18 protein-coding genes are annotated in these 21,683 nt (G+C 69.9%); 6 read left to right on the top strand and 12 right to left on the bottom strand.

Going from position 1 to position 21,683, the window contains the following annotated elements; all coding sequences use genetic code 11:
• Positions 1–14: 14 nt before the first annotated feature.
• Complete coding sequence (locus ABZ833_RS00180; protein ID WP_361038890.1) at positions 15–956, bottom strand: NAD-dependent epimerase/dehydratase family protein; 942 nt, start codon at positions 954–956, stop codon at positions 15–17.
• Positions 957–1,026: 70 nt separating this feature from the next.
• On the opposite strand from ABZ833_RS00180, the gene ABZ833_RS00175 reads away from it, so the two are divergent.
• Together ABZ833_RS00175 and ABZ833_RS00170 are read left to right on the top strand one after the other, a co-directional pair.
• Positions 1,027–1,938, top strand: coding sequence for a LysR family transcriptional regulator (locus ABZ833_RS00175; RefSeq protein ID WP_361038887.1), 912 nt, complete (start codon positions 1,027–1,029; stop codon positions 1,936–1,938).
• Between the two features lie 73 nt (positions 1,939–2,011).
• Positions 2,012–2,758 carry a DUF1838 family protein gene (locus ABZ833_RS00170; protein ID WP_361038884.1) on the top strand — a complete coding sequence of 249 codons (747 nt, stop codon included), beginning with the start codon at positions 2,012–2,014 and terminating at the stop codon, positions 2,756–2,758.
• Between the two features lie 14 nt (positions 2,759–2,772).
• On the opposite strand, the gene ABZ833_RS00165 is transcribed toward ABZ833_RS00170, so the two are convergent.
• Together ABZ833_RS00165 and ABZ833_RS00160 are read right to left on the bottom strand one after the other, a co-directional pair.
• The gene (locus ABZ833_RS00165) at positions 2,773–3,186 is read right to left on the bottom strand and encodes a peptidase inhibitor family I36 protein (RefSeq protein ID WP_361038882.1); all 414 of its coding nucleotides are present in this window, start codon (positions 3,184–3,186) and stop codon (positions 2,773–2,775) included.
• 162 nt (positions 3,187–3,348) lie between these two features.
• Complete coding sequence (locus tag ABZ833_RS00160) at positions 3,349–6,297, bottom strand: family 16 glycoside hydrolase (protein WP_361041247.1); 2,949 nt, start codon at positions 6,295–6,297, stop codon at positions 3,349–3,351.
• Positions 6,298–6,940: 643 nt separating this feature from the next.
• Here ABZ833_RS00160 and ABZ833_RS00155 point away from each other — a divergent pair.
• Positions 6,941–7,609 (top strand): HAD family phosphatase, encoded by a 669-nt coding sequence (locus ABZ833_RS00155; protein WP_361038880.1) that lies wholly within the window; start codon positions 6,941–6,943, stop codon positions 7,607–7,609.
• Positions 7,610–7,743: 134 nt separating this feature from the next.
• Positions 7,744–8,949, top strand: a complete 1,206-nt coding sequence (locus tag ABZ833_RS00150; RefSeq protein ID WP_361038878.1) for a cytochrome P450 — start codon at positions 7,744–7,746, stop codon at positions 8,947–8,949.
• Between the two features lie 75 nt (positions 8,950–9,024).
• Here the strand turns inward: ABZ833_RS00150 and ABZ833_RS00145 are convergent, their stop codons facing one another.
• Positions 9,025–9,960: a ScbA/BarX family gamma-butyrolactone biosynthesis protein gene (locus tag ABZ833_RS00145; protein WP_361038876.1), complete on the bottom strand. Its 936-nt coding sequence runs from the start codon at positions 9,958–9,960 to the stop codon at positions 9,025–9,027.
• 460 nt (positions 9,961–10,420) lie between these two features.
• Here ABZ833_RS00145 and ABZ833_RS00140 point away from each other — a divergent pair, with 460 nt between their 5' ends.
• Both ABZ833_RS00140 and ABZ833_RS00135 read left to right on the top strand, forming a co-directional pair.
• A complete protein-coding gene (locus ABZ833_RS00140) occupies positions 10,421–11,086 on the top strand; it encodes a ScbR family autoregulator-binding transcription factor (RefSeq protein WP_361038873.1) in 666 nt (221 codons plus the stop codon).
• 95 nt (positions 11,087–11,181) lie between these two features.
• Complete coding sequence (locus ABZ833_RS00135; protein WP_361038870.1) at positions 11,182–11,973, top strand: glucose 1-dehydrogenase; 792 nt, start codon at positions 11,182–11,184, stop codon at positions 11,971–11,973.
• A 35-nt stretch (positions 11,974–12,008) separates the two neighbouring features.
• On the opposite strand, the gene ABZ833_RS00130 is transcribed toward ABZ833_RS00135, so the two are convergent.
• The 8 genes from ABZ833_RS00130 to ABZ833_RS00095 form a co-directional block, all read right to left on the bottom strand.
• Complete coding sequence (locus ABZ833_RS00130; RefSeq protein WP_361038868.1) at positions 12,009–13,154, bottom strand: MFS transporter; 1,146 nt, start codon at positions 13,152–13,154, stop codon at positions 12,009–12,011.
• Between the two features lie 169 nt (positions 13,155–13,323).
• On the bottom strand, positions 13,324–13,992 hold the full coding sequence (locus tag ABZ833_RS00125) for a LysR substrate-binding domain-containing protein (protein ID WP_361038865.1): 669 nt from the start codon (positions 13,990–13,992) through the stop codon (positions 13,324–13,326).
• 202 nt (positions 13,993–14,194) lie between these two features.
• Positions 14,195–15,682 carry a hypothetical protein gene (locus ABZ833_RS00120; RefSeq protein ID WP_361038862.1) on the bottom strand — a complete coding sequence of 496 codons (1,488 nt, stop codon included), beginning with the start codon at positions 15,680–15,682 and terminating at the stop codon, positions 14,195–14,197.
• 285 nt (positions 15,683–15,967) lie between these two features.
• Positions 15,968–17,512, bottom strand: coding sequence for an MFS transporter (locus tag ABZ833_RS00115; RefSeq protein WP_361038860.1), 1,545 nt, complete (start codon positions 17,510–17,512; stop codon positions 15,968–15,970).
• A gap of 143 nt (positions 17,513–17,655) precedes the next feature.
• Entirely contained in the window at positions 17,656–18,897 is a 1,242-nt protein-coding gene (locus ABZ833_RS00110; RefSeq protein WP_361038858.1) for an FAD-dependent oxidoreductase, read from the bottom strand.
• A complete protein-coding gene (locus ABZ833_RS00105; protein ID WP_361038855.1) occupies positions 18,894–19,088 on the bottom strand; it encodes a ferredoxin in 195 nt (64 codons plus the stop codon). The genes ABZ833_RS00110 and ABZ833_RS00105 overlap by 4 nt, the downstream gene beginning before the upstream one ends.
• Before the next feature lie 20 nt (positions 19,089–19,108).
• Complete coding sequence (locus tag ABZ833_RS00100; RefSeq protein ID WP_361038852.1) at positions 19,109–20,326, bottom strand: cytochrome P450; 1,218 nt, start codon at positions 20,324–20,326, stop codon at positions 19,109–19,111.
• A gap of 124 nt (positions 20,327–20,450) precedes the next feature.
• On the bottom strand, positions 20,451–21,650 hold the full coding sequence (locus ABZ833_RS00095; RefSeq protein WP_361038850.1) for an acyltransferase: 1,200 nt from the start codon (positions 21,648–21,650) through the stop codon (positions 20,451–20,453).
• Positions 21,651–21,683: the final 33 nt, after the last annotated feature.

The raw sequence follows: 21,683 nt of genomic DNA, 5'->3' as shown, positions 1-21,683 counted from the left end.
GGCGGGTCTGCTCCTCAGATGGCTCGGGCGGCGGACGCGTCGAGGGCTTCGGCGACGGCGGCGGGCAGCCAGTCGGTGGTGCGGGAGAAGGAGAAGCCCAGCTCTTTCGCACGCCTGTTACTCATCGCGTAGTGGCGGTCGAAGGAGAAGGGCGAGGCCGCGGATCCCGCGGCGACGGTCCGGAACACGGGCTCACGGCCGGTCTGCGCCGCGATGACGGCGGACAGAGCGCGTACGTCGAGCGGTTCGTCGGAGCAGGCGTTCACCGGGCCGGTGAAGTCGGTGGCCGTGGTCGCCCACAGGAGCAGGTCCGCAAGCTCCTCGTAGTGGATGAACACGGTGGGCAGCGGCTCTGCGTGCACGGCTATCTCCGTGCCCTGGCCGATGCGCTCGGTGTAGTGCGCCAGGCGGCCCGTGAACTCCCGCACGCCGCCGCCGAGTACGTGGGCGCTGCGCACGGAGGCAAAGGCGAACCCGTCGTCGCGGGTGAAGACGGCCTCCGCCTGGCGCTTGCCCTCGGCGTAGTGGGCTTCTCGGTACGCCGTGTCGTGCCAGGGCAGGTCCGTCCGCACCTGCCAGGCGGCCGGGTCCACGACGTCTTCCGGCACGGGGGTGCCGTGCGGGACGGCGGGCAGTGCGGCGGTCGCCGGGTCGTACACCTCGATCGTGGACGTCATGACGTACCGAGTGGTGCGGCCGTGGAAGGCGCGGGCGGCGATGGCGGCCTGCACGGGGGTGTAGCAGACCTGGTCGACGACCACGTCGAAGGTGCGGGAGCCGAGCGCGGTGGTCAGGGCGGTCTCGTCGTCGCGGTCGGCGACGAGGTGCTCGACGCCGGGGGGTGGTGGGGTGGAGCCGCGGTTGATCACGGTGACGTGGTGCCCGGCGGCCAACAACTGCTGGACCAGGAGCTTTCCGAAGTACCGACTGCCTCCGATGACACAGATTCTCTGCATGCCCCCACCTTGAAGGTCTAATGTCACCAGTAGAAGTGCTGACTTGCTGGATGGGTATTAAGGAATACTGTTGATCGATGTGCAGCGGCTTCGCGTCCTGAGGGCAGTGGCGGAGCACGGCAGCTTCAACCGGGCGGCGGCAGCCCTCCGCCTCACCCCGTCGGCCGTCTCCCAGCACATGGCTGTCCTGGAGCGCAGTCTCGGCACGCAGGTCGTGGCGCGCAGCACGCGCGGGGTCACTCTCACCCAGGCCGGTCGGATCATGGTCCAGGCCGCCGAGTCGGTCACCGCCGAGCTCGCGCACGCACAACAGCAGGTCGAGCGGCTCGGTACGGGCCGCACGCAGCTCACCGTCGCCACGTTCACCAGCGGCGGCAGATTTCTGCTGCCCGGCGCCCTCGCCCGGCTGACGGAGGTCCACCCCGACACCGTGCTCCACGTCAGGGAGGGCGAGCCCGAAGACAGCCTGGCTCTGGTCCGCCAGGGCGCCGTGGACCTCGCGCTCGTCTATCACTTCGACGGACCGCTGCCCGGCCGGGTGGGCCAGAACTCAGGCATGGAGTGGACTGAACTCTTGAGCGATCCCTTGCACGTCGTGCTGCCCGAGGGCCATCGACTGGCCGGCCACGCCGCGCTCGACATCGCCGAGCTGGAGGCCGAGTCCTGGGTGCTCGGCTGCCTCAAGACAGAGGCATATCTGAGGCGTTACGCCGAGCGCGCCGGTTTCAGCCCGCAGCTGCGCGGCACGACAACCGACTATTTCTTCGCTCGCTCGCTCGTCGCCGCGGGCATGGGGATCTCGCTGATCCCCTCCATCGCGCTGTCTCCGGAGGTGCCTGGCGTGCGCTCCGTTCCGATCAAGGAGCCGGTTCCGACGCGGCACATCGGCGCCGCCACGATCGGCCGCCGCCGCGACCACCCCCAGCTCGCGACCCTGATCACTGCTCTCCAAGAGCAGGCCGCAGCCGCGGACGACTGGTGACCGCCGGGTGCCGCCCGTCCGGCCGCATGCCCCGGTCGCGCGGACTGCGCGGCAGTGGAGCAGAGTTCTCCGTATGACGACACCGGCAGAGCTGCTCCGCTCCTTCGCCCGCACCCGGGCCTCGCTCGACGGCGACGAGGTCACGTACTGGTGGTCCGGAGACGTGTACTCCTGGGCCCCGGACGAGCCCTACCAGCGCGTCTTCGGCTTCGAGGGGCTCAACGTCGCCCGCCTCGTCCAGGACGCGGAAGGCGGTCCGGACGCCTATCAACTGCTCACGCGCGAGGCCGCCTTCTACCTGGACCCCGTGACGCGCGAGATCCTTCAGACCTGGCAGGACCTGCCGGTCGTGCACATATGGAATGACCCGGCGAACCAGAAGTGGCGCCCCTTCCCGATCCCGACGACCGATCTCGGTGGGCAGGTCTGCTTCAGCCTGGAGATCCCGCTGGCCTACCCCTCGCCGCTGCCGGTGGCCCAGTACCCCGTCCACTCGGCCGGCGACACGTACAAGGCACTGGAGCTCTTCCAGTTCTTCGCCGACCGGGCCGACCTGGCAGGACCGGCCCCCAGCGTTCCGGCCACCATGTCGTGGACCCGGATGTCCCAGTGGCTCCCGTGGATGGCCCGCGGCCAGCGGCCCGGCGGCCTGACCTACCACTGCCGCGGTCGCAAGCTCGGCTCGTACGCCGAGGTTCCCGAGCGCACGCGTGCCTACATCGCCGACCACCACCCGGAGTTCGCCCAGGCCCCGGAGAAGTGGAGCGAGCCGAACGAGACCAGCTGGACGTACTTCCGCAGGCTCAACCCGCCGAAGTAGCCGTTCAGGCCGGCTCAGCCGCCTTCGCCGGGCGGCGTGCCGCAGCTCTGACCGCCCGGCCCGTCGAACTGCACCGAGCTCAGGAAGTCGCGGTAGGCGGGGAAGAAGTTGCCTTTGCCGGTCGGCCCGGCAGAGGTGACGACCGTACAGCCGGAGTAGTTCGCGTCGGACCAGAGGTAGATGGTGGAGGGCGTGCGGTTCCAGTCCGACTTGGCCCGGTCGGACATGCCGAGCGCCGCGAGGTCCGGGGTGTTTCCCTTCAGGGCGATCATGTCGCCGGTTCCGTCGAGGCCCGAGAACATGCAGTACGAGCCGTCGGGGCACCGGTCGTACCCATCGGCCGCGTGGGCCGTGGAGAGCGGCACCGCGGTGGCGGTGGCCGCGGCCACCGCCACGAGCAGCACGGAGAGCTTGTTCCTCATTGCCATGGCCTTGCGCATACGTGTCCGCCTCAGTCATCAGGGCCCGCGGGCCGTTGTCACCTCAGGCTCGTTGCCCTGTCCGGTGATCCGCCATCCCCCGCAGGGGTGAGACGTGCGCTCTCCGGGCCGCCACTCGGCGGCCCGGAGAGCGCACGGTCCTGCCGACGTTCAGTCGACCGGTTCGATCCAGACGTTGCGGAAGCGGACCTTGTTGCCGTGGTCCTGGAGCCGGATCGCGCCCAGCGCCGCGGATTCGGGATCGCCCGCCCCGGTCGGGCCGTCGACGGCCACGTTGTCGTGGACCTTCTTGCCGTTCCACACCACGCTGACCCTGGCGTCCGCTGTCTTCTTGCCGTCCGCGTCGTAGCGGGCGGCGCGGAAGACGATGTCGTACGTCTGCCATGTCTCCGGCGCGGTGGAGGCGTTGAGGTCGGCGGCCTTCTTGGTGTAGATGGACGCGGCTTCGTTCGCGGCGAGTTTCTCCACTCCGAACGAGTCCAGGATCTGGATCTCGTACCGCTCCTGAAGGTAGATCCCGCTGTTGCCGCGATCCTGTCCTGTCACGTCGTCGGGCAGCTTCGGCACGCGGAATTCCGCGTGCAGCTTGAAGTCGCCGAAGGCCTGCTTGGTGCGGATGTCCCCGCAGCACACCTCGATCGACTTGTCGGCGGTGTGCGGCCATTCGACGCTGCGGCCGTCGGTGTGCTGCCAGGCGGTGGAGGCGCTGCCGCCGGAGAACAGGTCGATGCGGCCGCCCGGCTTGCGCACCTCGATCATGTCGAGGTTGACGTGGCCGGTGTCCTCGGGCCGGACGGCGTACGTGATGGTGTTGCGGCCTTTGCGCAAGGCGAGTTGCTCGGTCTTGGTCGACCAGCGCTTCCATGTCTCGGTCGAGGGGAGCTTCGTCTGGTGCGCCGTTCCGCCGTTCACGCTGACCCCGAGGGTCTTGGTTCCGGCGGCGGGGTTGGGTCCGTTGGAGTAGCGCAGGCCCACGGAGTAGGTGCCCTTGGCCGGAGCCTGGACGTCGAAGGTGGCGGAGGCGCCCGGGTCGCCGAAGCCGTCGACGAAGCCGCCGCCGGTGTAGCCGGCGTGCTCGGTGTCGATGTCCGCGCCGCCCGAGAGACGGGCCGACTCGGCGTCGTAGGAGGTGACCGGATCATCCTGGCCGGGGCGCGCGTTGAGCGTGTACCAGGCCTCGGTGGACCACAGCTGCTCGTCGTCGGCCGAGGAGAACGGGCGCGGTGAGCGCACGTGCACCACGCGGTCGCTCTTGAGGCCGGGGATGGTCAGCTGGACGGTGCGGCGGTCATCCGAGATGCGGGCGCCGGTGACGGGCAGGGACTCCTCGTCGACCTTGGGGCCGCCGTAGGCGGGGGTGGGGGCGTAGCGCCACTGCTCGACGGAGTAGGCGCCGCTGGTCAGCTTCTCGACGGTCTTGTCCGACAGCGGCTTGGTGTAGGTGAGTTTGAAGCCGTCGCGGGTGGCACGCATGGTCTTGATGTCGAAGGCGGTCTTGCCGTTCGGGGTGAGCTTTTGCAGGCCGAAGCGGAGTTTGCCCTCCTGGCCCCAGTTGCCGTCCGCACCGAGCCCGCCGGTGTAGATGGCCCCGTCCGGTCCGGTGGAGATGCGGGTGATGCCGGACTCCAGGCCCTGCGTGTGGCGGAAGACCGCGCCCTGGAACTCGCCGTTGACCTTCTCCAGGTCGGCGCGCTGCAGGCCGCCGTAGGTGACGTCGCCGAACATCAACTGCCCGGCGAAGGTCCCCTTCTTCACCGTCATGGGGGTGCTGGGGGAGTTGGCTATCTCGTTCTGCGGCAGCCACAGCACCGGCTTGGTGACGCTCTTGTCGTCGAACGGGCCCTCGGGGTTGGTGTAGTGGTTGAAGAACCGGTCCTGCTTGACGTGCACCAGTTTCGACGCGGGCAGCCATCCGCCCTGGTTGTCGGTGACGAACAGCTCGTTGTCCGGGCCGCGGCCGATGCCGTTGGGTGTGCGCAGACCACCGGCCAGATAACTGACCTTGCCGCTCGCCTTGTTCACCTTGATGGTGGTGCCGCGGTTGGCGGCGGGCTGCGGATCGGTCGTCGCGCCGCCGTAGTTGATGGCGACGGAGAGGTTCAGATAGAAGTCGCCCTTCTCGTAGAGCAGCCCGAACGCGAACTCGTGGAAGTTCCCGCCGTAGGGCCACTCGGCGATCTTCCGTCGCTCGCCCGCGTCGTTGTCGCCGTTGATGTCGGCGAGCTCGGTCAGCTGGTGCTTCTCGGAGACATACAGCTTCCCGTCCACGTACTTGATGCCCATCGGCTCCTTGAGCCCGTCGGCGATCTTCTCGTACGTGACCTTGTCGGGACCGGTGTCGCCGGTGACGTTGTCCAGGACGTACACCTCGCCCTTGGTCTCCTGGCTGCCGCCCCAGGTGGTCACCGCGAGCCGGCCGTCGGGCAGCCAGTCCATGGCGGACACCTGCGGCTCAAATCCCTTGGGACGCAGGTCGGTCAGCGTGTAGCCGGGGTTGACCGACTTCAGCGGGAGGCCGTCGCCGGGGGTGTCGTAACTGCCCTCGCACTCCTTGCGGCCCGGCGCGGTGACCCGCACCACGTCGGCGTCCGTGCTGAGCACGGAGTTGGGCACGAGCACGAAGGAGTCGGCGCCCGGCGGCTTCCACTGCAGGGTGACCTGCTGGTCGTTGCTCCGGTCGAAGTGGTCGATGCGCAGCGGGTGGTAGCCGGGGGTGAGGGTGATCTCGCCGTCCTTGGGCTCGGCGCCGTGCAGTCCGTCGTGGTCGATGACCTTCTTGTCGCCGATGAACAGACGGGAGCCGTCGTCGCTGATCAGACGGAAGGAGTACGCGCCGTCGGCGGGGACGTCGATGTTGCCGATGATCTGGGAGACGAAGTTGTCGTTGAACCCGAAGCCTTCGGTGGAGGACCAGTCGACGGTGGGGATCAGCTTGTCGACGTTGGGGGTCTGGGCGGGCTTGAGGTCACAGAGCTTGCTGAGCGGCGACTGGACGTCGAAGACCCGCAGCGTGACGCCGGGTTCCTGCGGCGGCAGATCGGCGAAGGGCTTCTTCTCGGCGCCGACGGCCGGCGCGGTGAGCCCGGCGGCCAACAGCAGTCCCAGGAGTATCCCGGTGGCTCTGCGCGGTCTCAGACGCGTGCGTCGGCTGATGCGGGGTGGGCGCGTGGGGTTCTCGTGTGGCGTCACTCTGTCTCCTGCTGGGGCGCTGCGAGGCGGCCCGGGCCGCCTCGGCCCGCGTCCGCGGAGTGGAGTTCGTGCACATAGCGATGGTGCGGGCCGCGGCATTTCGGCCGCGCCTTGCGCAGACTTCCGTACGAGAGCGACGCCCAGAGTACGAAGAGTGCCTCGCAACGTCCATACTTTGTCCTCAACAAGGAGAAACTGGCGGGGAGTTGCTGTATCGGGAGGCCTGCCGGGTGAAGGGGGCGAGGCGTTCGCGCCGAGCACGCGCTGCCCGCCATGCGCGGCGCCGCGGGAGGCGTCATCGTCAATGTCGCGTCCGACGGCTCTCGACTCGACGGGTGATCCCGGCAATGGCGGTTGGACCGCTCACTGACGCCTGCATCAAGGGTGCGGGGGCCGGTCGGACCGCCATCACGAAATCGGAAAGCCGCCTCGTGGATTTCCTCGACTCGTAATCATCCAGGGCGCCGATCCGGAAGTACCGACAGGCGTTCTGAATGTGGGACAGGTGTGCCGGATCTCTGCGGTGCCCCGCATGCATCGATATGATCCGCGCATGATCTGGTTTGATTTCGGAGGGGTGCTCTCGCCGCCGCTGGCGGAGTTATACGGAGCCTATGAGCGCAAAACCGGCATTGCGCCCGAGCAACTCAAGGGCGCGATGAGGGCCGTGGCCGATGAGATGGGTCTGCCCACGCTGGCTCCCGTCGAGTTGGCGACTCTCACCGAAGCGGAATGGGGTCGACGACTTGCCCGATCTCTGACGGACGATCACCCGGGGATCGACCTCTCCCGGGCCCGGCTTGAGTCTTTCGGTGAGCAGTGGTTCGACGGCGTCACGGCCAACCCGGTGATGGTGGAGGCGCTTCGGGCCGCTCGTGATCACGGTCTCGGAGTGGGGATTCTGTCGAACAATGTCGTGGAATGGGAGCCTTTCTGGAGGCCGATCGTGGCACCTGCCGGGGACGTCGAATTCCTCATCGATTCCTGCAAAGTGGGTGTCCGTAAGCCAGATCCGTTGATCTTCCGGCTGGCCGCGGAGAGCGCCGGTGTCGAACCCGGCGAGTGTCTGCTCGTGGACGATCTTGCCGTCAATTGCGAGGCCGCCAGGAGCGAGGGATGGCGCGTCGTGCATTTCCGCGACAATCTTCAGGCTTTGCGCGACCTGGGCCGGCTCACGGGGTGTCCGGGGTTCGAAGTGCTGCACTCGAACCTGTTGATGTGAGGCACCGAGCCGCACCGAGCACCTGTTGACGCGGTGATTGTCTTCAATGTCCCGCGCTGCTTCTCGGAGAGGCGATCGCGGGCGAGTTCGAACGACCAAGTGACGGTTTACGACGAACAAGGGATGTCATGAATATGAGCACTGCCGTGCCCGCCTCCATCATCAGCGTCAAGGACATTCCGCGCCTTGACCCTCCTCCCGCCTACGTGCCCCTGGCGGAACTTTCCGAGGGCGGGTTGCCGAGGATCGGCCTGCCCAGCGGTCACGCCGCCGTGCACCTCACTCGCTATGCCGATGTCCACCAGGTGCTGACCGACCCGGCCTTCAGCCGGACCGAGACCAACACCGACGACGGGCCCAGCTTTCTACCCACGGCCATGCCCCCCGAGCTCCTCATCAACCTCGACGCGCCACATCACGCGCGGATGAGGCGCTTCGTGACGTCGGACTACAGCTCCGCCGGTGTCGCACGTCTGAGACCCGCGCTGGGGGAGATCATCGATGCACGGTTCGCGGACCTGAGGGCCCAGGAGCACCCTGATCTGTTCCGCACCGTCCTGGACTCGGTCCCCGCCGAGGTCAACGCCAGGTTCCTCGGCTTACCGACCCAGGATCTCGCCCTCGTGCACGCCTACGGCCGCACCGTCCAGTTGGCGTCCGGCGAAGACATGGACACGCTGACCGAGCACTTCACCGCGGTGTACGCATACGTCACCGACCTGGTGACCGGTGCGCGACCCAGCGACCCGGACGGCCTCGTCGGCCGGTTCGTGGCCGGCAGGGAGCAGGCCGAGCCTGCGCTGAGCGACGAAGAACTCGTCGGGCTGCTGCTCCCGGCGGTCGTCGCCGGTGATCACAACTCGCTGTCCGTGCTGGCCAAGGCCGTGTACGTCATGTTGTGCGCCCCGCCGTTGTGGCAGCGGCTCGTGGACGACCCGACTCTCGCGCCGCGCCTGGTCGAGGAGTTGATACGGCTCATACCGCTCGGCGTCTCCTCGGCCTTCCCCCGCCTTGCCACCCAGGACGTGAAGACGACCGGAGGAGTGGTGTACGAGGGGGAGGCCGTGTACGCAGACGTCTTCGCCGCCAACCGCGACGCCGAGGTCTTTCCCGCTCCCGAGACCATCGACCCCGACCGTGGTGGTGCGAGGCACCTGCAGTTCGGTTACGGAATGCACCACTGCCTGGGGGCGGCCCTGGCCCGTCTCGAGATCACGACCGTGCTGACCAGGCTGGCCAAGGAGTTCCCGCGACTCGCCCTGGACGCGGACCCCGAGACGCTGCCGTGGGACGTGGGTGTGCTGCTGCGGCGGCCGACGGCGCTGCCGGTGCGCTGGTAGTCGCAGGGAGCACGCCGATGTGCCCCGGATCGCATGAGGCGATCCGGGGCACATCGGCTTCTCAGCTGTCGGTGGTCACGGGGCCGGCGGCCCGATGAGCGCGGTCACGAGGCTCGAGAACGTGATGTCTCCGTTCTGGGTCGCGTGCACCTGTGTCCGTTGGTGGGTCCGGTCGCTGGTGGGCAGTGCCTCGACGGAGACGTGGCACGGTGCGTCGAGTTCGGAGAACTGCAGGAACGTCGACTCGATCTTGATGGGGTACGCGTGCTCCGCGTAGACGTTGGCGTGAGCATGGGCGGCCTGGCGTGCCGCTTCGAGAAGGAGCATCCCCGGCGAGTGGTCCACGGGGTGGTCGAAGAGGACGGGGTGAGACGTGTCGTTGCGCAGGATCCAGCGACCGTGCTGCTCGGTCGGCGAGAGCACCACGTTGTCGTCCTGGTCCCGCGCCACCAGACTCGGCGTCTCCGCGGGCGGCAGAGTGCCGGTCGCGCTGGTCATGCCTGCGTGGCGGCCGCGCAGGCGGGTGTATATGGATGGCGCATGACAGGAGAAGCGCGCCTGAGCCCTCCCCAGGTGTTTGCCGTCCCGTAATGCGGTGACGTGCAGGGTCACCGCTGCCAGCTGTCCGTTGTGGCGGCGCTGGATGTCCGAGCACGTGATGTAGAGCTGGAGGTCGGTGGGGCCGGTGTCTATGTGCATGGCCGAAGGTCTGATCTCGTAGCTCAGGTACTGCCAGATCAGGTGGTGCCCCAGGGGCAGGTCGTAACTGGCATGCGACAGCAGCGGGAAGCACTGGCGCACAGTCTCGGCGAAGAGCATCGGGTCGTGCAGGCCGCGCTGCGGGTCATAGAAACGGTGGCGGACCGGCCAGCGGGCGGAGACGACGAATGTGTCGGGCCGATAGTTGTCCAAGGACGTCAGGAGAACCTCTGATGCGTCCAGCTTGTGCACGTAGTGCGGTGGAACGGTTGTACCCGCTGGAGTGAGCGGGAGTGGGTGGATGACAGGCATGAGTGGCCCCCCCGGGTGCATGGACGTAGATGGATGCTTCGCCGTACTCAGTTGGCGCTGTCACGCCGCTCAGGCAACATAACGAGTGTTCTTTTTGTTGTCGAGAGCTGGCTGGAACGCGGCGGTCGCCCGAGTTCGTGCCCGACGGCGCCGAGGGTGGGACGCGGCGGCACTTGAGGCTGACTGGAGGGGTGTTGAGCGTGTGGAGGAGGGGAGGGTGCGCCGGTCGGCGCGCGTCACTTCGTCCCGCACTTGGCTTGAATCGCCGCGTGACAGACAGTGACGCACCCTGTCGAGCGGAGGTGCGGTTGGCGAACTCTCGCCGGTGCGCGAGAGGTTGGCGGGTGCGGAAGCGGAGATTCCTTTGCTGCTCCTTGAATGCTGCGAGTGGTCATACCCTCGGAAGAGCCGGTAAAATAACGGCCGTTCGTTTTTATGTCCGTGGAAGGCGGGACGCTCGATGGCAGTGCAGCCCAAGCAGGAACGTGCTCTGAGGACCCGCGACGACATCTTGTATGCCGCCGCCTCCGCCTTTGACGAGCTGGGATACAAGGGCGCCAGCATGCGAGAGATCATGAAGCGGGCGGGTGTGACGCTGGGGGCGGTGTATTTCCACTTCGAGAGCAAGGAGGCGCTGGCCCGCGCCGTCATGCTGGCGCAGACCAACCAGCTGACTGCGGACCTGGAGTCCGGCGGGGTGCAGCGGGTGGTGGACTTCTCGATGGTGTGGGCGCACCAGTTGAACGTCAGCCCGCTGATCCGTGCCGCGGTGCGGCTCGCCATGGAGCAGCAGGCGCTCGGCATCGGAAGGGATGTCTCCTACCAGGACTTCGAAGCGATCTTCGAAGGGTGGCTGGAGGCGGCACAGGAGACGGATGAGCTGCTTCCGGGGGTCCTCCCCGGCGTCGTGGCGTCGTTCCTGGTGGGTGCTTTCACGGGGATGCAGCACTATGCCCAGGCCGTGGGCGGCCTGTCCGCCCTGCCTGAACGGGTGATGGAGATGTGGCAGTTGCTCTTGCCCGGGATCGCCAGGAGTGAAGTCGTCGAGCGGATCGTCGTGGATCCGGACCGGGGTTGCGTCAACGTCAACGCGGTCAAGGGAGAGGGTTCTTCCGTGTCGCCGTGAGTGCGAGGGGTCACGAACCGATGGGGAGAGGGGGCCCCTGGCCGGGGTCAGTCAGGGTGGAGGTGTTGTTGTAACCGGCTTTAACGGGAGGGGCTATGAGGCGCATGTGGGGTTCGAGTGGGAGTACCGACCTGCTGAGCGGCGCAACGATCATGATCACCGGGGCGTCAAGCGGAATCGGCGCTGCGGCTGCCAGGCTGTTCGCCGCCGAGGGAGCCTCGGTCGTGCTGATGGCGCGGCGGGAGGACCGCCTGCGGGAGCTGGCTGAGGAGATCACCGCGGCCGGCGGCAAGGCGCTCGCGTCGCCGGGTGATGTCACGCTCCCCGGCGATGTGGAGCGTGTGGTGAAAGACGCGGTGAAGACGTACGGAACCCTCGACGCGGCCTTCAACAACGCGGGCTGGGCCACAGCCGGGACGCCGCTGCACGAGACCGACGACTCGGTGTTCACCCAGGCGCTCGACGTGAATCTGCGCGGGGTGTGGAACTGCCTCAAGTCCCAGATAACCGTCATGCTGGAATCCGGTACCGGAGGTTCCATCGTCAACACCGCCAGCATCGCGGGTGTCCTGGCCACGGGAGCGACCGCGCCCTACATCGCCGCCAAGCATGCGGTGATCGGCCTGACCCGGGCCGCCGCCGACGAGTACGGCCAACGGGGCATCCGTGTCAACGCGTTGGTCGTGGGCAGTACGCGGACCGAGCTCATCGAGGACGTGCTGCGGTCCGCGCCGGAGCTTGAAGAGGCCTACACCACACGGTCCTTGCAACGCCGGATGGCCGAACCGGTAGAGGTGGCGCAGGCCGCGGCCTGGCTGTGCAGCGACCGGGCCTCGTTCGTCACGGGAGCCGCTGTTCCTGTCGACGGCGGGTGGACCGCGGCCTGACGTCAGGGACCCTGCGGCCCGAAGCCAGGGATCCTTCATCCCCAGCGGCGAGCCGCAGTCGTCGTCCAGGCCGTCAGGAGTGCGCACAGGGCGGCGCCGGACGCGAACACCAGCGTGCGGTGACCGTCTTGGAGCAGTGTGGTCGTCGTGGCCACCACGGCCGATCCTGCCAGCATCCCCGAGGCCGAGAACAGGGACGCCGCCCGCGCCCGCTCCCGGTCCGGGACCAGGCGCGGCAGCCAGGTCTGCAACGTGGTGTGCAGGTAGCTCCAGGCGACGCCGAGCAAGGCCGCGCAGAGCAGGACGAAGGCCACGCTCGGCGTCGCCGCGGCGAGCAGCGCTCCGGTGCCCGCCAGTGAACCGCCCGTGGCGAGCAGCCTCCTGGGGCCCCAGCGGGGCGCGTGGCGGCGCAGCGCGAGCGTGCCGAGGAGAACCCCGACGGCGTAGACAGTCAGGGCCGGGGAGGCCGCCTGGGGTGTGCCGGCGGCGGCGAGGGCCGGGGAGATCAGGGCGGGCAGGGCCAGCATGACCGCGCCCTCGGCGGCGCCGAGCCCGATGACGGTGACGTAGGCGGTGCCCATGGGCGCGTGCGGCCGGAGCCCGGAGGGACGCTTCGACGCCGCCAGGACCGTGATGTCGCGTTCCCGCGCCGATGAGGGGCGGATGCGCAGAGCTGTCGCCGCCGTCAGGAGCGCGAGCAGGGCGAACGCGGGGCGCCACGAACCGATCTGCACGGCCGTGCCCGCGATCACTGGTGCGGCGATCGCGCTCGCCGCGGTGACGGTGGTGAGCCCGGCGAACGCGCTCTGACGGGCCTGCGGCGAGTGCAGCCGGTCGTAATAGAGGGACACCGATGGCGCGACGGCGGCGAAGCCCACGCCCGCCGCGGTGCGCAGCGCGATCCAGTACGCAACGTCGGGACAGAACGCCAGACCGGCGGACGCGACCGCGGCGATCAGCAGGCCCGCGCGCAGGCTGCGCGCGGGCCCGATCCGGTCGGTGAGCCAGCCCCACAGCGGCAGTGCGAGGCCCTGGCCGAGCGAGTGGGCCGCGATGCCGGTCGCGACGGAGGCGATGTCCGTGTGCCAGGTGGTCGCGAGCGCGACCAACAGTGGGGCGCCGATGTGCCAGTCGGCGTTGCACAGGGCCGCGGCCCAGCGCAGCCCGGGGGAGTGGCGCACCGGCGGCTTCCGGTACGGGCGCGGTGCGGGCGGCGGCGCAAGCCGGTCCGGCCGAGTCGACTGGAGGGAGGGAAGCATCGCTACGGCCCGGCGGGCAGGGTGTCGACAGCCCCGACAGCCCCGACAGCCCCGACAGCAAGGACGTCGTGGGCGGACGGGCGAGGCGCGCTCACTGCGCGGCTCCCGCCTCGGCGGCGACGACGAACTCCAGTACCTGGGCGGGGACATCGCCCCGCCGCCAGACGAGCGTCACCGAAGCGGGTGGCAGGTCGTGCACGGGAAGGACCCGCACCGTGGGCGGAGCGACATCGGCCACCGACAGGACCGACAGGTGGACGGCGGTGCTCGCGGTGAGCAGGCGCATCAGTTCCGGCACGCCGGTCAACCGGTACGCCCGGCGCAGCGGCAGCCCGGACGGCGTGTGCCTGGGTACCACCTCGTCCCAGATCTCGGCGGGGAACAGGTCGGGCCGGTCGAGGACGGGGAAGTCGGCGACGTCCTCCACGGACACCGAGGAACAGCGGGCGAGCGGGTGGTGCGCACCGACGACCGCGGCGCGGGCGTCCTGGGTCAGGACCCGGCTGGACACGAGGTCCGGTTCGCGTACCCCGAACTTCGCCACCATCACGTCGAGTTCGCCCGCGCGCAGCAGCCAGAACGGGTCCGTGATGTCGTACTCGGTGATCCGCACGGTGGACGCGTCGCGCCGGGCGAGCCGCAGAATGCGGGTGACGATGTCCGCGGAGCCGGTGTGGCCGAGGCGGACGAGGCTCGCTCGGGGCACAGAGGCCGAGAGGACCGGGTGCGTGAGCAACGGGGTCGGCGGGTGGTCAGGCAAGGCGCTTCTCCTCGGTCAGCCCGGCGGCTGCCGTGAGCCGGCCGGACGAGATGGTGTTCGTGCGCGATCCGCGCCGCGTGCCGGGCGGCAAGGCCGGGCCGTGCCCTCCCGGCATGCCGCGCGGCCGTGTTCAGGTGGCTCTGGGTGAGGCAGGGGGGTGTCACCGCGCGCCGGAGTACCGGGCCCGCGGGATGCGGTGGGCTCATCGGTGTGCCGCTCCGACCAGTTCGGCGCCGGGTGCGGAGTGCTCCGCTGCCATGACGCGGCGCACCAGCTCCTCGCGGCGGGGCGGGCGCGGCCGGTCGTCGGCTTGAGGCGCCCCCTGCCGGACCCGGGCCACGAACGTGGCGTCGGACAACAGCTCCGGCGGGGTGGTCAGGGACATCAGCATCCGGGTGTGACCGCGCCACACCATGCCGTCGAGGCGGGCCGCCCTCGCCATCTCCTCGACCGTGGGCAGGCAGCCGTCCGGCGCCGAACCGGCCCATGCCGGGGTGCCGTTGACGGCGGAGCGCCAGCGGGCGATGCGGGCCCGGTCGCTCGCCACGGACTGCGTGTACCAGGGCAGGAACAGTTCCTCGGTCATCCGCGCGACCGACCGGCGCTGGGCCGCGTCGATCTCGGGGCGATCGGCGAGCGCGTCGGCGAGGCGGAACGCGTGCGCCAGGGCGAGCGACATGCCGCGGCCGAACAGCGGATTGGTGACGCAGGCGGCGTCCCCGACGGGGAAGAGCCCGGCAACCGGGTACTGGCGGGAACTCGCCGTGCCCCACAGGGCGTTGAGCGGACTGCTCAGCGTGCGCACCGGGGAGATCGGCGCACTCACGTCCGGGTCCAGCCACGGGGCGAACCCCGGAGTGGCCGTTGCCGCCGCCGTGAAGCCTGCCGATGTGCGCAGGCCCGACAGGGCCTGATCACCGGGCAGTGTGCCCAGGGCGATGGAGAAGGTGCCGCCGTCGGCGGGGTGCAGCATGCCCGCGTAGTGGTCCCAGACGTCGCCGACGCCGTGCCCGCGGTCGAGGGGGGTGGGGAACTCGTCCGGCGCCAGTGTGTGTTTCAGGCGGTAGAGGCGTGAGTGGCTGCTGAGCCCGGACGGGCCGGTGAGGTCCTGGGCCAGGGGGATGCCGCAGCCGCGCAGCCAGGACCGGGACAGGGCCCGGCGGCCGGTGGCGTCCACGACGATGTCGGCCCGCACGCGGCCGCCGCCGCGGGTGACGACGCCCCGCACACGGTCCGCGCCCGGGGCGAGTTCGAGCGCCTCCACCGTCGTGCCGTGCCGCAGGGTGACGCCGGGCAGCGCCGCCGCGTACCGGTGCAGCGCCAGTTCCAGGACCGCTCGGCGGCAGCCCAGCGCCACCAGCTCGTCGTCCCCGGGCTCCCGTGCCCCGCCGGTGGCTCCGGCCGGCTGACAGCGGGTCAGGTCGAGCTGCCGCGCGCCCGCCCCCAGGGCCAGGGCGAGAACCCGCGGGGCGCGCTCGCGCAGGGTGCGTACGCCGAGAGAGGTGAGTGTGTGCGACTGGTGGGCCTGGGGCACTGTGGGGCGCTCCCACATCTCCGCGGCCTGTGCCACGGGCCCGAGGGGCGGCTCGGGGGCGGGCTCCAGGACGAGGACACGCCAACCGGTCTGCGCCAGGGCGACGGCGGTGGCAAGTCCGGCGACGCTGCCGCCCACGATCAATGCGGTGCCCATCCGTTCCCCCTCAGGTGTGTTGTCCCGCCGCGGCCGAGCCGCACGCGAGGACCGGATCTCCGTCGAGGCTACGTGGAAGAAATCCCGAAAAGGAAGGAATGCATGTTGTCTGGGATGACTATGGCAACTTGCACAGAAAGTTGGGTTTTGCCACACAGCAGCGCAGGCGTGCCGTCCGTGGCACGCCTGCGATCGGCCATCGCCGCTGCCCGGGCCGGGCCGTGGGGCCCGCCCGGGATCCGTGGCGGCATGCGCCCCCTCGTCGAGGGGCGGCACGCCGTCCGGTCAGGAACCGGCGCCGACTGTGGCGGGCTCCTTGTCCGCCGTCCCGCAGGCCGGCTCCGACGACGCGCTCTGCTTCTGCAGCGCCGCGCAGCTGTCCGACGAGCCGCAGGCCGGGGCGGGCAGCGGGGCGGGCCGCTCCTCGTCCTTGTGCGGAACGTCCTTCTTCAGCGCCAGGGCGACGAAGCCGCCCAGGATGAGCAGGCCGGCGCCGATCACGCCGGCCAGTCGCAGCCCGGAGACGATGTCGGCCTTGGCGGCGTCGGCGTAGGTCCCGGTGAACGTGGAGTTGGCGACCGCCACCAGGACGGCGAGGCCGACGGCGCCGCCGACCTGCTGGGCGGTGGAGGCCATGGCGCTGGCCACGCCCTGCTCTTCGTCGCCGACGCCGGAGCCCGCGGAGGCGAACACCGACACGAAGACGAGACCGCCGCCGATGCCCCAGATGACAGAGCCGGGGACCAAGGCGTAGAAGGAGCCGCCGGTGGTCATCACCATCGCGGTCAGGGCGATGCCGACGCCGTTGACGATCATTCCGGTGGACAGGGTGACGCGCATGCCGAAGCGGTCCATGAACTTCGGCGCCATCTTCCCGGAGCCGATCATGGAAGCCAGGGTCAGCGGCAGGAACGCAAGGCCGGCCTCGATGGCGCTGTAGCCGAGCACGGGCTGCGCGTAGGTGGTGAAGACGTAGTAGCCGCCGGCGAGCGCGGTCTGGAACACCAGCAGTACCGCCACGGACACGACCAGCGGACGGTTCTTCAACAGCCGCAGCGGCATGAGGGGTTCACGGGTCTTGGCCTCGGTGACGAAGAAGGCGGCGAGCAGCACCACACCCAGGATCAGCGCACCCATCGGCAGCGCGTGTGTCCACCCCTCCTCGGGCCCGGTCACCAGACCGGTCACGATCGAGGAGACGCCGACGGTCGCGAGAATCGCAGCGGGCAGGTCGAAGCCGCCCACGGACAGGTTCGCGCGTCCGTCGGGACGGATCGCCTTCGGGGCCGGGATCAGCACGATCAGGGCGAGCGGGATGTTGATGAAGAACACCCAGCGCCACGAGGCCAGATCGGTCAGGACGCCGCCGAGCAGCGCACCGGCCGCGAGGCCGAGCGAGCCGGCCGCACCCCACACGGCGAACGCCTTGGTGCGCAGCGGGCCGTCGAAGGACGTGGCGATCAGGGCGAGTACGGCGGGGAAGAGCAGCGCGCCGCCGACGCCCTGCACCAGTCGGGCGCCGATGAGGACCGTCCGGTCGGAGGCGAGACCGCCCGCGAGCGACGACACGGCGTAGAAGACCAGACCCGTCAAGAACAGTCGCCGAGCGCCGATCCGGTCCACCGCGCGACCGCCGAAGAGAAGCAGGCCGCCGAAGGAGACCGCGTACGCGGAGACGACCCATTGGAGCGACTGGGCGGAGAAACCAAGGGACTCACCGATGTCGGGCAGGGCGACGTACACGATGTTGTAGTCGACGCTGATGATGAACTGCGAGAAGGCCAGCAGGAACAGGACGAGTCCTGTCCGCTTTGCTGGAGCCGTGGTCATGAGACCTCCTCAGGCCTGACGTCCGTTCGATGTGCGAGCGGGGGAGGGCACCGGCGAGGCATCGCCGGTGTGCGAAGGGACCCAACTGGCGGCAGTGCGCCTTCGGTCCCTCTGTCGTGGTGACCTGGGTCACATGGGGTGAATCAGTCAAGGGCCGTCGTGAAACCGGCCACGGCCTCGTCCCAGGGGGTGGGGCGCGCGATCACGGCGCGCAGGGCACGCACCGTGCGCGGCGGCAGATTCGCCGCGGCGACACCGGTGGCGAGGCCCTCATCGCCGTACAGGGCCGCGGCGCCGAGCCGCTCGCCGCGGGCCACCCGGGTGTGGCGAAGCCCGCCGGTCGCGAGCAGCCCGTACGCCTGGACCTTGATGTCGTACTGGTCCGACCAGAAGTAGGGGACCGGAGCGAACTCGGCGGCTTTCAGGCCCAGTCGGGGGCGCAGGCCCGCCAGAAGGTTGCGGGCCGCGGCCGCGCCCTGCTCGGTCGCGTTCATCCGGTGCTCGACGCGCAGCTCGCGACCGTAGACCGGGTGGCGCCAGCGGGCGACGTCACCGGCCCCGTACAGATTCGGTGCGGCCGCACAGTAGGTGTCGCAGCCCAGGCCGTCCGTGAGGTCGAGGCCGTCGTCCCCCGCAAGCCATGCCGTCGCGGGCGTCGACCCGGTGGCCGTCAGGACGAGGTCGGCCGGCAGCTCCGTGCCGTCGTCCAGGTGCACCGAGCGCACCGCGCCGCCCTCCGTGCCCAGGGAAGTGACCCGGCGCCCGCCGTGCAGCACCACACCCTTGGCGGTGTGGGCCTGCGCGAGGAGGGCGCCGAGACACGGACCCAGTGAGTGCTGCATCGGAGTGGCCGCGGGTCCGACAAGTGCCACCTCGTGCCCCAACTCCCTTGTCACGGCGGCGATCTCACTGCCCAGGACGCCGTTGCCGACGACGACGACGACACGCTGCCGCGGTGCACGGAGCATCCCGCGCAGCGCCATCGCGTCGTCCAGGCCGCGCAGACTCCGCACGCCGGTCACACCCGCGGCGCCCGGGAAGGGGCGGGAGAGCAGGCCGGTCGCGGCGATCACGCCCGCGCACCGCAGTTCCCTGCCGTCGGACAGCGTCAGGAGCCCGGCCCGCGCGTCCAGGGCGACCGCGGCCACATCGAGGCGCAGATCGAGGCCGAGGCTCGCCAACTGCTCGCGGGAGCGCAGCCGGGTGCGCTCGGATTCCCATGCCCCGGAGAGGAACTGTTTCGACAACGGCGGCCTGTCGTACGGCAGATGGGGCTCTGCGCCGATCAGGCTCAGCTCGCCCTGCCAGCCGTGCCGGCGCAGCGCCTCGGCGGCGGCGAGTCCTGCGGCCGAAGCGCCGACGACGGCGACGCGGTCCCCGCTCACTCCTCGGCCCGGATGGCCGCCGCCGGGCAGAACGCCGCGGCCTCGCGCACCGCGTCGTACAGCGCCGGGTCCGGCTCCGGCCGCAGCACGACGGCCAGGCCGTCCTCCTCACGCTGGTCGAACACGTCGGGCGCCAACATGGCGCACTGGCCTGCGGCGCAGCACTTCTCGTGGTCCACGGTGATCTTCATGGGCAGCTCCAGGGTCCAGGTCAGCCGAACCGCAGCGGCAGGTGTTCGGGGCCGGTGATGCCGACGGCGGGACGCCAGGTGACCTCGCCCGTGAGGGAGGGCGCCGGCAGCTTCCCGGCCAGGGCGGGCAGGGCCTGCGCCATCTCCATGCGGGCCAGCGGGGCGCCCAGGCAGTAGTGCGGGCCGCCGCCGAACTGCAGCACCTGCGTCTGCCGGGGCTCGGAGATGTCGAAGACCTCCCCGCCGGGGTAGGCACGCGGATCGCGCTGTACGGCCTGCACACCGATCAGGAACATGGTGTCCCGGCCGAACTGCTCGCCGCGGAACTCCAGGTCCTCGGTGACATGCCGGAACACGGCGTTCGACGACGGACGCCAGCGCATGACCTCCTCGACCGCCTGAGGGGCGAGCTCCGGCCGCCGGCCGAGCAGCCGCCACTGGTCGGGGTGCTCGGCGAAGGTCACCATCGCGTTGGCCAGCTGAAGGCGGGTGGTGTCATGGGCTGCGAACACCATGGTGACGACCAGGTTGCGCAGCTCTTCCGGTGTCACGTCGCCCTCTTCGGTGCGCACCTTGACCAGGGCGGAGATCAGGTCGTCGCCCGGCCGGTCGACCTTCTGGGCCATCAGCGAGTCCACGTAGTCGTACAGCCCGCTCACGGCCGCCTCGACGCGCGCCGGGATGTCGCCTCCGGCGGCCAGGCTGAAGACCAGGCCGATGTCCGAGCTCCACGTGCCGAAGGTGGGAAAGTCCTTGGCGGGCACGCCCAGGAGCTCGGTCATCACCGCCAGCGGCAGCTGATCGGCGAAGTCCGCGTAGAAGTCGGTGTGGTCGGCGGCGGCGAGGTCGTCGGCCAGGCGCTCGGCCGTCCCGCGGATGACCGGCCGCAGGTCGTTCACCATGCGCGGCGTGAACGCCTTGTTGACCAGGGACTTGAGACGGCGGTGGTGGGCCCCGTCCTGATTGACGAGGGCCCCCACGAACCAGTCGTACACCGGGCCTTCGGTGATGCCGTTCTGCTTCATGAATCCGGGGCCGTCGTGCGTCATCCTGCTGTCCCGGATGATGTCGTTCGCCTCCGCGTGACGCAGCACGAGGCGCCCGAGCGGGGTGTTCGCGTACCAGTGCCGCTCCTGTGCCTCGGTCACCTCCGGGTTCTCGAAGCGGAACGCGGGGTCGAGCACGTCGAGGTGGGGGACGTCGGTGGTGCGGGGAGCGGGTTCGGTAGCCGCTGACATCTTCGACCTTCCTTCGGGCTTGCGGGCGGGAGAACGGGAGAGTGGTACGACGAGGGCGGCGGGGGCGGTGACTGCTTCAACCGGTCGGCGATGGCAGGCGGTCCGCACCCCGCGGTGACCTGGGTCACGCAACTGGCGTGCGGGGCATGGCCTTTCGCGGCTTCGACCATCTGCGGGTCAGCGGACGCTCCACCCACGCGTACATCGCCCAGGAGATCAGCAGCGACACCGCGACCTCGGCGACCAGCACCGCGATGCCCAGTGCGGTGGTGAGCATCCGGTCGCCGAGGAGCTCGCGGACCAGGGTCAGGACCGTGTAGTGCACCAGGTAGAAGGCGAAGGAGACCTCGCCGAGCCAGGTGGCCGTGCGGCCGCTGAACAGGGTGCGCCTTCCCTCCGCGTCCGCCATCGCGCCGGCCGCGATGAGCAGCGCGGCGGGGACGACGCACATCACGCGAAGCCCGTACAGGAGCGGTGTGAAGGAGGCGGCGACGTACGTCGTGACGAGCAGCACCCCGGACCAGAGCATGCCGATGTTGCGCCAGCGGCCGGCCAGCACGGCGCGCGCCACGAGGATGCCGAGCAGGAAGTCCAGCAGCCGCGCGGGCGGGAAGATGTAGGCGAACCAGAAGTAGTTGGCCGAGTTCGCCGGTTCGTTCGGCACGACCTCGGTGCCGAGCGGGATCAGCGTGTAGGTGATCAGCGGCGTGGCCGCGATCACGGCGACGGTTGCGGCCAGCCAGTACTTCAGGTGGTACGCCGGTATGCGACGGACCGCCAGGTAGATGGCGGGGAAGCAGAGGTAGAAGAACGCCTCGGTGGAGAGCGACCAACCCGGGTTGTTGACCGCGAAGTTGGTGGTGACGTCAGGGATCCACGACTGGACCATGAACAGCGTGGCCCCGCCCTGCCACCACTTGGCGGCGGACAGGTCGACGAGGAGGAGGGCGAGGAGCCACGACACCAGGTAGACCGGCACGATCTTGGCGTAGCGACGCCGCCAGAACGCCCGCGCGGGGTCGCCCTCACGGGCCGACCAGGTCAGGATGAAGCCGCTGAGGACGAAGAAGAAGGTGACACCCAGACCGCCCGACTGCGCGGCGAAGGCATAGAACACGTCCGCCACGCCGTCGTCGGCGAACACCCGCATGTCCGAGAGCGGCAGTGCGGCATGGAACAGGAACACCAGCAGGGCGGCGGGAAAGCGCAGCCCGGTCAAGGTCGGAAGCCTGCTCCGGCCCCGGGCGCCACCGGGCGCCGCGGCCCGCACGGCGGCCGGCGCGGTGGTGTGGTCGGACGGTCTGGCCAAGTCTTCGGTACTCATGGAACGGCGACTCCTCGGGTAGTGCCCCCTGGC

Origin of the sequence: Streptomyces sp. NPDC047525 (assembly GCF_040643025.1) — a bacterium.
Classification (GTDB): Bacteria; Actinomycetota; Actinomycetes; order Streptomycetales; family Streptomycetaceae; genus Streptomyces; species Streptomyces durmitorensis.
Note: the sequence above shows the minus strand (reverse complement) of the source record. Positions and strands in the feature narration are given on the sequence as shown.